Origin of the sequence: Vibrio sp. PID23_8 (genome assembly GCF_003584965.1) — a bacterium.
In the GTDB taxonomy this organism is placed as follows: Bacteria; Pseudomonadota; Gammaproteobacteria; order Enterobacterales; family Vibrionaceae; genus Vibrio.
Window position 1 is genome coordinate 328,634 of sequence record NZ_LIXE01000002.1, and the last position, 11,608, is coordinate 340,241.

General features: G+C 46.7%; 10 protein-coding genes. 2 read left to right on the forward strand and 8 right to left on the reverse strand.

All coding sequences use genetic code 11. The features are described 5' to 3' along the window. Positions 1 to 24: 24 nt before the first annotated feature. Both znuC and znuB read left to right on the forward strand, forming a co-directional pair. The gene (znuC, locus tag AK966_RS05375; RefSeq protein WP_099079339.1) at positions 25 to 813 is read left to right on the forward strand and encodes a zinc ABC transporter ATP-binding protein ZnuC; all 789 of its coding nucleotides are present in this window, start codon (positions 25 to 27) and stop codon (positions 811 to 813) included. Next, entirely contained in the window at positions 806 to 1,591 is a 786-nt protein-coding gene (znuB, locus tag AK966_RS05380; protein WP_099079338.1) for a zinc ABC transporter permease subunit ZnuB, read from the forward strand. The genes znuC and znuB overlap by 8 nt, the downstream gene beginning before the upstream one ends. Positions 1,592 to 1,710: 119 nt before the next feature. On the opposite strand, the gene sucD is transcribed toward znuB, so the two are convergent. From sucD to sdhC, 8 genes are all read right to left on the reverse strand, one after another. Further along, positions 1,711 to 2,583, reverse strand: a complete 873-nt coding sequence (gene sucD, locus AK966_RS05385; RefSeq protein WP_099079337.1) for a succinate--CoA ligase subunit alpha — start codon at positions 2,581 to 2,583, stop codon at positions 1,711 to 1,713. Beyond that, positions 2,583 to 3,749: an ADP-forming succinate--CoA ligase subunit beta gene (sucC, locus tag AK966_RS05390; RefSeq protein WP_005426700.1), complete on the reverse strand. Its 1,167-nt coding sequence runs from the start codon at positions 3,747 to 3,749 to the stop codon at positions 2,583 to 2,585. Before sucC ends, sucD begins: the two co-directional genes overlap by 1 nt. Positions 3,750 to 3,955: 206 nt before the next feature. Beyond that, positions 3,956 to 5,164, reverse strand: coding sequence for a 2-oxoglutarate dehydrogenase complex dihydrolipoyllysine-residue succinyltransferase (odhB, locus tag AK966_RS05395; protein WP_099079336.1), 1,209 nt, complete (start codon positions 5,162 to 5,164; stop codon positions 3,956 to 3,958). 28 nt (positions 5,165 to 5,192) lie between these two features. Further along, positions 5,193 to 8,018 carry a 2-oxoglutarate dehydrogenase E1 component gene (gene sucA / locus AK966_RS05400; protein ID WP_099079335.1) on the reverse strand — a complete coding sequence of 942 codons (2,826 nt, stop codon included), beginning with the start codon at positions 8,016 to 8,018 and terminating at the stop codon, positions 5,193 to 5,195. Positions 8,019 to 8,110: 92 nt separating this feature from the next. After that, entirely contained in the window at positions 8,111 to 8,821 is a 711-nt protein-coding gene (locus AK966_RS05405; protein ID WP_099079334.1) for a succinate dehydrogenase iron-sulfur subunit, read from the reverse strand. Between the two features lie 15 nt (positions 8,822 to 8,836). Then, positions 8,837 to 10,603 (reverse strand): succinate dehydrogenase flavoprotein subunit, encoded by a 1,767-nt coding sequence (gene sdhA / locus AK966_RS05410; protein WP_099079333.1) that lies wholly within the window; start codon positions 10,601 to 10,603, stop codon positions 8,837 to 8,839. Further along, on the reverse strand, positions 10,604 to 10,948 hold the full coding sequence (gene sdhD, locus AK966_RS05415) for a succinate dehydrogenase, hydrophobic membrane anchor protein (protein ID WP_099079332.1): 345 nt from the start codon (positions 10,946 to 10,948) through the stop codon (positions 10,604 to 10,606). Further along, a complete protein-coding gene (gene sdhC, locus AK966_RS05420; protein ID WP_119463673.1) occupies positions 10,942 to 11,334 on the reverse strand; it encodes a succinate dehydrogenase cytochrome b556 subunit in 393 nt (130 codons plus the stop codon). The genes sdhD and sdhC overlap by 7 nt, the downstream gene beginning before the upstream one ends. Positions 11,335 to 11,608 lie beyond the last annotated feature (274 nt).

Sequence of the window (11,608 nt, forward strand, 5' to 3'; positions counted from 1 at the left end):
TTGATTTGCAAATGAGTTTCATTCATGCCTTCATTAGCTCGTCTTGAACAGCTGTGTGTCGAATTTGACGGACGTCGAGTTCTTGATAACATCAGTATGGAATTAGAAAAGGGCAAGATCACAACCCTAATTGGTCCCAATGGAGCGGGAAAATCGACCTTAGTCAAGGTAATCTTAGGTCTTCAGAAGCCGACTAGCGGCCAATTAATCAAGAAACGTAGCTTGAAAATTGGTTATGTTCCTCAAAAGCTCACACTCAACGATTCATTACCACTGAACGTCATTCGCTTCCTCAATCTCGCTGGTAAATACAGTCAGCAAGAGTGTCTTGATGCGTTAAGGTTAGTGGGCGCAGAACATCTTTTAAACCATAATATGCATCGCCTTTCTGGCGGTGAAACGCAACGTGTGCTGCTCGCTCGTGCGCTATTGCTACGTCCAGAGTTATTGGTACTCGATGAACCTGCACAAGGTGTGGATATTCAAGGCCAAATTGACCTATATGATTTGATTGAAAGCATTCGACACCGCTTTGACTGCGGTGTATTTATGGTTTCACACGATCTCCACTTAGTTATGGCAAAAACCGATGATGTGATCTGTTTGCAGCATCATGTCTGTTGCTCAGGTTCGCCAGCGACGATTACTCAGCATCCGTCTTATATTGCATTATTTGGCAATGCGACACGCGAATCATTGGCGTTTTATCATCATGACCATGAGCACCATCACCATGATTTATCTGGTTCGCCAGTAAAAGGGGATGCCACGTCATGCTCTCACCATAAACACGGACATTACCATCATGATTGAGTTTCTATTACCTTCTATCCTTGCAGGTATTGGCATTGCAATCATTGCTGGTCCACTGGGTTCATTCGTCGTGTGGCGCAAAATGGCCTACTTTGGGGATACCTTAGCGCATGCCTCATTAATGGGGCTTGCTCTGGGTTTTCTGCTTAACGTGAACCTTTATTTAGCACTTTTGGTGTGCTGTTTGGCGATTGCAGTATTGCTCGTCACATTACAAAAGCAACAACTGGTTGCGACGGACACCCTACTTGGTATCCTCGCCCATAGCGCACTCTCGATTGGCTTAGTCTCCGTGAGTTTCTTAGAGAATGTGCGTGTGGATCTGATGAGTTATCTATTTGGTGATTTACTCGCCGTTTCACCTCAAGATCTCATATTCATCTATTCAGGTGTCGTTGCTGTCAGCGCTTGCTTATACATTTTCTGGCGTCCACTGCTATCGAGCACCGTGAGCGAAGAATTGGCTGCTGTTGAGGGCGTAAATACCGACCTGATCCGCTTAGTGTTGATGCTAATGGTCGGCGTAGTGATCGCAATTGGAATGAAGTTTGTCGGTGCTTTGATCATGACGTCATTACTTATCATCCCTGCAGCTACGGCAAGAAAGCTTTCTGCAACACCAGAGCAAATGGCGTTACTTGCTTCTATTATTGGTTCTGTCGCTGTATTGATGGGATTAAGCCTTTCATGGCATTTTGATACCCCAGCGGGGCCATCCGTTGTGATTAGCGCAACGACCCTGTTTATTCTTAGCCAACTGATTAGGCGTAAAGCGTAATCGCACCGAGTGGTAAATATAGTGCTCATGCTTGAGACACAAATCAGGACGAGCCAACAGAAAAAGAAAAGCCTGCGAAATCGCAGGCTTTTTTAATGCTGATAAAGCAGTTTGGTCGATTACCAACCCGTTACTTCGCGTAGACCTTGACCAATCTCTGCTAGAGACTTCACTGTCTTAACACCAGCGGCTTCTAGTGCTGCGAATTTGTCTTCTGCAGTACCTTTACCACCAGAGATGATTGCACCTGCGTGACCCATACGCTTACCAGGAGGAGCAGTAACACCAGCAATATAAGAAACCACTGGCTTAGTTACGTTTTCTTTGATGTAAGCTGCTGCTTCTTCTTCCGCAGTACCACCGATTTCACCAATCATTACGATTGCCTCAGTTTCAGGGTCTTCTTGGAAAAGCTTCAGGATGTCGATGAAGTTTGAACCAGGGATTGGGTCGCCACCAATACCAACACACGTTGATTGGCCAAAGCCTTCGTCAGTCGTTTGCTTAACGGCTTCGTAGGTTAGCGTACCTGAACGAGAAACGATACCCACTTTACCTTTCTTGTGGATATGACCAGGCATGATACCGATTTTACACTCATCAGGCGTGATAACACCGGGACAGTTAGGACCGATCATGCGAACGCCAGTTTCTTCTAGCTTCACTTTCACATCGATCATATCAATCGTTGGAATGCCTTCGGTGATCGTTACGATAAGCTCGATACCTGCGTCGATCGCTTCTAGGATTGCATCTTTACAGAATGGTGCTGGAACGTAGATTACTGTTGCTGTTGCGCCAGTTACTTCTACCGCTTCACGTACCGTGTTGAATACAGGAAGACCAAGGTGAGTTTGACCACCTTTACCTGGAGATACACCACCAACCATTTGTGTACCGTAAGCAATTGCCTGCTCTGAGTGGAAAGTACCTTGACCACCAGTGAAGCCCTGACAGATTACTTTAGTGTCTTTGTTAATTAGTACAGACATTATTTAGCCTCCGCAGCAGCAACAACTTTCTGAGCAGCATCTGTTAGCGACTCAGCAGCAATGATATCAACATCAGAATTTGCAAGAACTTCGCGACCTAGGTCAGCGTTAGTACCTTCTAGACGAACAACAACAGGGACAGTTACTCCCACTTCTTTCACTGCACCAATGATGCCTTCTGCAATCATGTCACAACGTACGATACCGCCGAAGATGTTTACTAGAACGGCTTTAACGTTGTCATCAGATAGGATGATTTTGAATGCTTCTGCTACACGCTCTTTTGTCGCGCCGCCACCTACGTCTAGGAAGTTAGCTGGCTTGCCACCGTGTAGGTTTACGATGTCCATTGTACCCATCGCTAGACCCGCACCGTTAACCATACAGCCAACGTTACCGTCTAGTGCTACGTAGTTCAGCTCCCACTGAGCTGCATGCGCTTCACGCTCGTCTTCTTGTGAAGGATCGTGCATTTCACGAAGCTTAGGCTGACGGTATAGCGCGTTTGAATCGATGTTGATCTTACCGTCAAGACACAGTAAGTTACCTTCGCCAGTAATAACCAGTGGGTTGATCTCTAGCAGTGCTAGGTCGTACTGAGAGAACATCGTGCCAAGACCCATGAAGATCTTAACGAATTGTTTGATTTGATCGCCTTCAAGACCAAGTTTGAACGCTAGCTCGCGACCTTGGTAAGCCTGAGGGCCTACTAGTGGATCGATTGCTGCTTTGTGGATAAGCTCCGGCGTTTCCTCCGCAACTTTTTCAATTTCCACACCACCTTCAGTAGAAGCCATGAAAACGATCTTACGAGTTGCGCGGTCAACAACCGCACCAAGGTAAAGTTCATTAGCGATGTTAGACGCTTCTTCTACAAGGATTTTAGTAACAGGCTGACCATTTGCGTCTGTTTGGTAAGTCACCAAGTTCTTACCTAGCCATTTTTGTGCGAATTCTTTTACGCCGTCTTTTGTATCGTGTAGCTCAACGCCGCCCGCTTTACCGCGGCCACCAGCGTGAACCTGACATTTTACAACTTTCTTTTCGGTAGTGATGCGACCCGCCGCTTCGAAAGCTTCTTGTGGCGTATCACATGCGTAGCCTTCCGGTACAGGCAAACCGAATTCTGCAAACAGCTGTTTGGCTTGGTATTCATGCAAATTCATTTTGATATTCCGTTTGTTTATCCCTTAAGGGATTTATTATTTCCATAACACCGCTTTGATTGCGGTACGTCTGTAGGGTCTTCTCAAATCAACTGCTATATAGATTATATCGGGGGCAGTTCAAGTGAAGGCCAGACGCTGAGCCAGTCTAGCCTTGGATGCCGTAAACGTCGAGTTACCAAAGATAACTCGACGTTTTAGCGATATTAAACGTCTAATAGCAGACGCGCTGGATCTTCTAGTAGCTCTTTAATCGTTACTAAGAAACCCACTGACTCACGACCATCGATCAAACGGTGGTCGTAAGATAGAGCTAGGTACATCATTGGCAAGATTTCTACTTTACCATCCACCGCCATTGGGCGATCTTGGATTTTGTGCATACCCAGGATTGCCGATTGTGGTGGGTTGATGATTGGCGTAGACATCAATGAGCCAAATACACCACCGTTAGTGATAGTGAAGTTACCGCCCATTAGCTCATCCACCGTTAGCTTGCCGTCACGGCCTTTGATAGCTAGCTCTTTGATGCCTTTTTCGATGTCAGCAAAACCTAGTGTGTCACAGTCTTTAAGTACTGGTGTTACTAGACCGCGTGGCGTAGAAACCGCCATGCTGATATCGAAGTAGTTGTGGTAGACGATGTCATCACCATCGATAGATGCATTCACTTCTGGGTAACGCTTCAGTGCTTCTGTTACTGCTTTCACGTAGAAAGACATGAAGCCTAGACGGATGCCATGACGCTCTTCGAATTGATCTTTATATTGCTTACGAAGGTCCATGATTGGTTTCATGTTCACTTCGTTAAACGTGGTCAGCATGGCCGTGTTGTTTTTCGCTTCTAGAAGACGGTTTGCCACTGTCTTACGTAGACGCGTCATTGGAACACGTTTTTGACTGCGAGCCGCTGCTGGCGCTTCAACTGCCGCAGGCGTTTCTGCTTTCGGTGCTGCTTTTGCGTTTGCAAGGTGCGCTTCAATGTCTTCACGAGTGATTCGACCGCCAACACCAGAACCTTTCACCTGGCACGCTTCTAGGTTGTGTTCAGCTAGAAGACGACGAACCGCTGGGCTTAGCGCGTCACTGCTCTCCTCTGTCAACACCGCTTTATGACGTTTATCTGGAGATGCTTCTGTTTCTTCTGTGGTATCTGCTGTTGGCTCACCCGCAACAGCACCCGGCTTAAGTCTTGCAATTAGTTGTTTAGAAAGGACTGTCGCGCCCTCTTCTTCAATAATGGCTTCTAATATGCCCGCTTCCGGAGCAGGAACTTCAAGCACAACTTTATCCGTTTCGATATCAACCAGAACTTCATCACGCTCTACTGCGTCGCCTGGTTTTTTGTGCCATGTCGCTACGGTTGCATCTGCAACTGATTCAGGTAAGTCTGGAACCAGAATTTCAATTGTCATAACTGTTTCTTCCTTTAACTTCTAGTTCTTAATTCGAAGTTTTTGAGTTCACATTCAGAGCGTCTTCAACCAACGCTTTTTGTTGTTTCAAGTGCACCGACATGTAGCCTACTGCTGGCGAAGCAGAGGCTGGGCGACCTGCGTATTTAAGATCTGCGCCTGCTGGAATAGCAGCACGGAAGTTGTGTTGGCTACAGTACCAGGCCCCCTGGTTTTGAGGCTCTTCCTGACACCATACGAAATCTTCAACATTGGTGTACTGCGCAATTGCCGCTTGTACTTCATCCATAGGGAATGGGTACAGCTGTTCAATACGCACAATAGCAACATCATCTTGTTCGTTGTTGCGACGCTGCTCGAGAAGGTCGAAGTACACCTTACCTGAACAAAACACAACGCGTTTCACTTTACTTGGTTCCAGATTGTCAATTTCTGGAATTGCTGGTTGGAATGTACCATCAGATAACTCTTCCAACGTTGAAGTACAAAGTGGATGACGCAGTAGCGACTTAGGCGACATAACAATCAGTGGACGACGCATTGGGCGCACCACCTGACGACGGATCATGTGGTAAACCTGCGCTGGTGTAGATGGCACTACAACCTGCATATTCTGCTCAGCACATAATTGTAGATAACGCTCAAGACGCGCTGAGGAGTGCTCTGGGCCTTGGCCTTCGTAACCATGCGGTAGCAACATTGTTAGACCACATAGACGAGCCCACTTTTGTTCACCGGATGAGATGAACTGGTCAATCACGACTTGTGCACCGTTTGCAAAATCACCGAACTGGGCTTCCCAAATGGTCAAGCCACTTGGCTCTGCTGTTGCGTAACCGTATTCAAACGCCAATACCGCTTCTTCTGACAACACTGAGTCAAAGACTTGGAATGGGCCTTGTTTGTCATGAATGTTCGCTAGCGGGATGTAGGTGCTTGCGTCATTTTGATTGTGCAAAACTGAGTGACGGTGGAAGAACGTACCACGGCCTGAATCCTGACCGGAGATACGAATACGTTTACCATCATCAACAAGCGTTGCGTAAGCCAATGTCTCAGCCATACCCCAGTCAATCGCTTTCTCGCCACTGATCATGGCTGCACGGTCGTTGTAAAGCTTGTTCACACGGCTTTGCAGTTTATGACTATCTGGGTATTGAATCAGACGTTGACCGAGCTCTTTAAGGCGAGTCGCATCAAATTTATTGTCCCACTCTACATCCCAGTCGTGGCCTAAGTATGGAGACCAGTCAACCGAATGCAACGCCATCGGGCGCCATTCTTTAACCACAACTTCGCCTTTATCCAGCGCGTCTCGGTATTCATTGACCAGTTGCGTCGCAATTTCGATGTCTGATTCGTTTTTGTCAATCAATACGTCAGCGTAAAGCTTGCGAGGCGTTGGGTGCTTCTTGATTTTTTGGTACATCAATGGCTGAGTTGCATTCGGCTCATCCGCTTCATTGTGGCCATGACGACGGTAACAAACCAAATCAATCACAACATCACGTTTGAACTCGTTGCGGTAATCCAATGCGATACGCGTTACGAAAGCGACCGCTTCTGGATCGTCTGCGTTAACATGGAAAATAGGAGCCTGCACCATCTTCGCGATATCAGTACAGTACATGGTCGAGCGCGTATCACGAGGGTTAGAGGTTGTAAAACCAACTTGGTTGTTTACAACAATGCGCACTGTACCACCAACACAGAAACCACGAGCTAAAGACATATTGAATGTCTCCGCCACAACCCCTTGACCAGCAATCGCCGAGTCACCGTGGATCGTAATTGGTAACACGCGACTGCCATTTTCATCACCTAGGCGATCTTGACGCGCACGAACCGAACCAATCACTACTGGATTTACAATCTCTAGGTGAGATGGGTTAAACGCCAAAGCTAAGTGAACATCACCGCCTGGCGTTGCAAAATCTGCAGAGAAACCTTGATGATACTTAACGTCACCCGTCCCCCAAGTTTCGTCATGTTTACCCGCAAACTCATCAAACAAATCTTGTGGCTTCTTACCAAGAACGTTGACCAACATGTTCAAACGTCCACGGTGAGCCATACCGATAACCACTTCACGCATGCCGCTCTTACCAGCATGGCGAATCAATTCTTTCGTCATCGGAATCAGTGCATCACCACCTTCTAGCGAGAAACGCTTCGCACCTGGAAATTTAGCTCCTAAATAGCGCTCTAAACCTTCAGCTGCAGTCAATTCTTCTAAGAAAGTGCGCTTTTCGTCTTTATCGAAAGATGGTTGACCAACCACAGACTCAAGACGCTGTTGAATCCAACGTTTTTGCTCTGTGTCTGTCATGTGCATGTATTCAGCGCCAATCGAACCACAGTAGGTTTTCTTCAGTGCTGAGTAGATGTCTTTCAACTGCATGGTCTCTTGGCCAATGGCAAAAGAACCGACGTTGAAAGTTTCTTCGAAGTCATCTTCGGTGAGATTGTGGAATACAGGGTCAAGCTCCGCCACGGGTGGGCGTTGCCATAAACCTAGAGGATCGAGCTCTGCAGCTTCATGACCGCGGAAGCGGTATGCGTTGATAAGCTGAAGAACTTTTACTTGCTTAGCGTCGACATCTGGATCACTAACTTGGACACTGTAATGCTTCGTTTCTTGAGCGAGTCGTCGGAAGTAGTCACGGACACGTGAGTGTGGCTGTTCGGCCACTTCTTCAGAGTTCTTAGGCAACTCATCAAATACACGTTTCCACTCCTCACTTACCAGATCGGGATCACTTAGATACAGTTCGTAGAGGTCTTCTACATACGTTGCATTGGCGCCAGCCAAGTGTGAAGACTCGAGCCATGCCTTCATCACGCCGTTGTGCATATTTTCCCTTAACCAGTAGTTTTCACGTTTGCTTCGGTCTGCGCCGAGCTATTAAGAGCCGACTCTATTGAGTCGGCAATTTTTATTGTTAATTAAATCGAACGATTCACCAGCATCGACTTGATGTGACCGATGGCTTTCGTCGGATTTAGTCCCTTAGGACAAACACTTACACAATTCATGATGCCATGGCAACGAAAAACGCTAAATGCATCATCAAGATTGGATAAACGTTCATCAGTGGCCGTATCTCGGCTATCAATTAACCAACGGTAAGCGGCAAGAAGACCTGCTGGACCGATAAATTTATCTGGGTTCCACCAGAATGATGGACACGAAGTTGTGCAACATGCACACATGATACATTCATACAACCCATCTAAATGCGCACGTTCATCTGGCGATTGCAAATTCTCTCGTGAAGGTGGCAGTGTGTCATCATCAATCAAGAAAGGCTTAACTTTCGCATAGTTATCATAGAACTGCGTCATGTCAACGATAAGATCACGCACAACGGGTAAACCAGGCAAAGGTCGGATGACAATTTTCTCGCCTTGCAATGCAGAGAGCGGTGTAATACAGGCTAAGCCGTTTTTACCATTCATGTTCAAACCATCAGAACCACATACACCTTCACGGCATGAGCGACGGAATGAAATACTTGGATCTTGCTCTTTAAGTAGAATTAACGCGTCCAGAACCATCATGTCTGAACCTTCTTCCACCTCAAGTATGTAATCCTTCATGTATGGTTTGGTATCTACATCCGGGTTGTAACGATACAAAGAGAAGTTCAATTTCATAGTCATACCCTCCCTTTAATAAGTACGTACTTTCGGCGGGAAAGCTTCGCGGTGCACTGGCGTCATGTTGACATCACGCTTAGTCATCGCTTCAGTTTCCGGGTTATAGATAGAGTGACATAGCCAGTTATCATCATCACGCTCAGGGAAGTCAAAGCGAGCATGCGCGCCACGGCTTTCTGTGCGGTAGTTTGCTGCTACTGCTGTCGAGAATGCGGTCTCCATGAGGTTATCTAACTCTAGACACTCAATGCGCTGCGTATTGAACTCCGATGACTTATCAGCTAGGTGCGCATTTTGCAGACGTTCTCGTATCACTTTTAACTCTTCCAGACCTGTCGCCATCGCATCACCTTCACGGAACACCGAGAAGCTATTTTGCATGCAAGATTGTAGGTCTTTACGAATTTGAACTGGGTCTTCACCACCAGTACTGTTCTCCCAACGCATAGTGCGCGCTAAAGACGCTTCGATGTCAGATTCTGTCGCAGGACGAGCTTCCGCTTGTGCAGCCAGTGTCTCACCAAGGTGTAAGCCCGTTGCACGACCAAATACCACAAGGTCAAGCAGTGAATTACCACCGAGTCGGTTTGCGCCGTGCACCGAAACAGATGCAATTTCGCCACAAGCGTACAGACCTTGAACCTCAACATCCGTGCCGTCAGCCATCTGTTTAATCGCTTGACCTGAAACCTGTGTTGGAACGCCACCCATCATGTAATGACAGGTTGGGATAACTGGAATTGGCTCTTTAACCGGATCCACGTGTGCGAATGTACGTGAAAGCTCACAGATACCTGGTAGACGAGACTCAAGTACGTCTTTACCTAGGTGATCCAGTTTAAGCTTGATATGTGGGCCCCAAGGACCATCACAGCCGCGACCTTCACGGATTTCTATCATCATTGAACGCGCTACTACGTCACGACCTGCAAGATCTTTCGCATTTGGAGCGTAACGTTCCATGAAGCGCTCGCCGTCTTTATTTAGAAGGTAACCACCTTCACCACGACAACCTTCTGTAACAAGAACGCCTGCGCCAGCAATACCCGTTGGGTGGAATTGCCACATTTCCATGTCTTGCATCGGAACGCCAGCACGAAGTGCCATACCAACACCGTCACCAGTATTGATGTGGGCGTTAGTTGTCGATGCGTAGATACGACCCGCGCCCCCCGTAGCGAGAATGGTTGCTTTCGACTTGAAATAACAAATCTCGCCTGTTTCCATACAGATGGCAGTACAACCCATGATCGCACCGTCTTGGTTTTTCACCAAGTCGAGTGCATACCACTCAGAGAAGATGGTTGTTTTGTGTTTTACGTTTTGTTGGTAAAGCGTATGAAGAAGCGCGTGACCGGTACGGTCTGCCGCCGCCGCTGTACGAGCAGCCTGCTCACCACCAAACTCTTTAGACTGACCACCGAACGGACGTTGGTAAATAGAACCGTTATCAAAACGAGAGAATGGTAGCCCCATTTTCTCTAGTTCGATAACCGATTCAGGGCCGTTTTTACACATGTACTCAATCGCGTTCTGATCGCCGATGTAATCAGAGCCTTTTACTGTGTCGTACATGTGCCATTGCCAATCGTCCTTGTGCGAGTTACCAAGCGCAACTGTGATACCGCCCTGTGCAGATACCGTATGAGAACGAGTTGGGAAAACTTTAGATAGCAAAGCACAAGATAGGCCTTGCTCCGAAATTTGTAGTGCAGCGCGCATACCTGCACCACCAGCGCCGATTACTACGGCATCAAACTCACGAACTGGAATAGACACTTACGCACCCCACAGAATAAATAAACCAGAGAAGACATAGCCGAATAGCACGGCAATAACACCAAGTTGCAGCGCACCACGAAGTTTCGCGCACTTAATGTAATCGGTGAATACTTGCCATAAACCAATCCACGCATGGATCAACACAGAGACAAGTGCCAACATGGTGAAGACTTTAGTGAATGTACCACCAAAAAATTGGGTCCAAGATGCGTAAGAGATATCCGAGAAAGCACAGAAGCTCACCAGATAAATTGTATACAGCGTCATAATGATGGCGGATGCACGAATCAATAAGAAATCGTGAACACCATTACGACCAAATGAAGAAACGTGTTTTACCATACCAAGATCCCCGCCAATAGTGATAGCACTACAGTTACACCAAACGTGACTTTAGCGCTCATCGCGCCTGAATCTAGTTCTTCGAAGTGGCCTAAGTCCATCAGTAGGTGACGAACACCACCAACAATGTGGTAGGCAAGTGCAGTTAGAATTCCCCATAGAATGAATTTCACGAAGAAGCTATCGACAACGTCAGCGGCTTCCATAAAACCCATCGGGGACGACAGAGAAATGGACAGTAACCAAAGTAGTATACCCACCGCAACAAACGTAATCACACCTGACACACGGTGCAGGATTGACGCGATTGCTGTGATGGGAAAGCGGATGGTCTGTAAATCTAAATTAACAGGTCTTGACTTTCTTTCTTTCACGGGCTTGCTCACTCAGCTCCATTGAGCATTTATTGTTATAACCAATTTCAGCTTCCAAACGCATAAAAGTTAACATCTAATTAACAAGCACTCAGGATAAACCCAGAGTTAATTGTAAATGAATTGTTAACGCCGGAATCTACAAACAAACCTCACTTTTGTTTCTAGCCCCGAATTTATAAGGATTTAACTAAAATTTTCTGTGCCAATATACGACCAGTAACATTCCAATACAATTGATGTAACAAATTATGCTACATGGAACAGATTTTTAACGATTTTCATG

What these genes read in the sequence shown, in the direction of transcription:
- znuC (WP_099079339.1), top strand. Translation starts at nt 25, where the DNA reads ATGCCTTCATTAGCTCGTCTTGAACAGCTGTGTGTCGAATTTGACGGA.
- znuB (WP_099079338.1), top strand. Translation starts at nt 806, where the DNA reads ATGATTGAGTTTCTATTACCTTCTATCCTTGCAGGTATTGGCATTGCA.
- sucD (WP_099079337.1), bottom strand. Translation starts at nt 2,583, where the DNA reads ATGTCTGTACTAATTAACAAAGACACTAAAGTAATCTGTCAGGGCTTC.
- sucC (WP_005426700.1), bottom strand. Translation starts at nt 3,749, where the DNA reads ATGAATTTGCATGAATACCAAGCCAAACAGCTGTTTGCAGAATTCGGT.
- odhB (WP_099079336.1), bottom strand. Translation starts at nt 5,164, where the DNA reads ATGACAATTGAAATTCTGGTTCCAGACTTACCTGAATCAGTTGCAGAT.
- sucA (WP_099079335.1), bottom strand. Translation starts at nt 8,018, where the DNA reads ATGCACAACGGCGTGATGAAGGCATGGCTCGAGTCTTCACACTTGGCT.
- AK966_RS05405 (WP_099079334.1), bottom strand. Translation starts at nt 8,821, where the DNA reads ATGAAATTGAACTTCTCTTTGTATCGTTACAACCCGGATGTAGATACC.
- sdhD (WP_099079332.1), bottom strand. Translation starts at nt 10,948, where the DNA reads ATGGTAAAACACGTTTCTTCATTTGGTCGTAATGGTGTTCACGATTTC.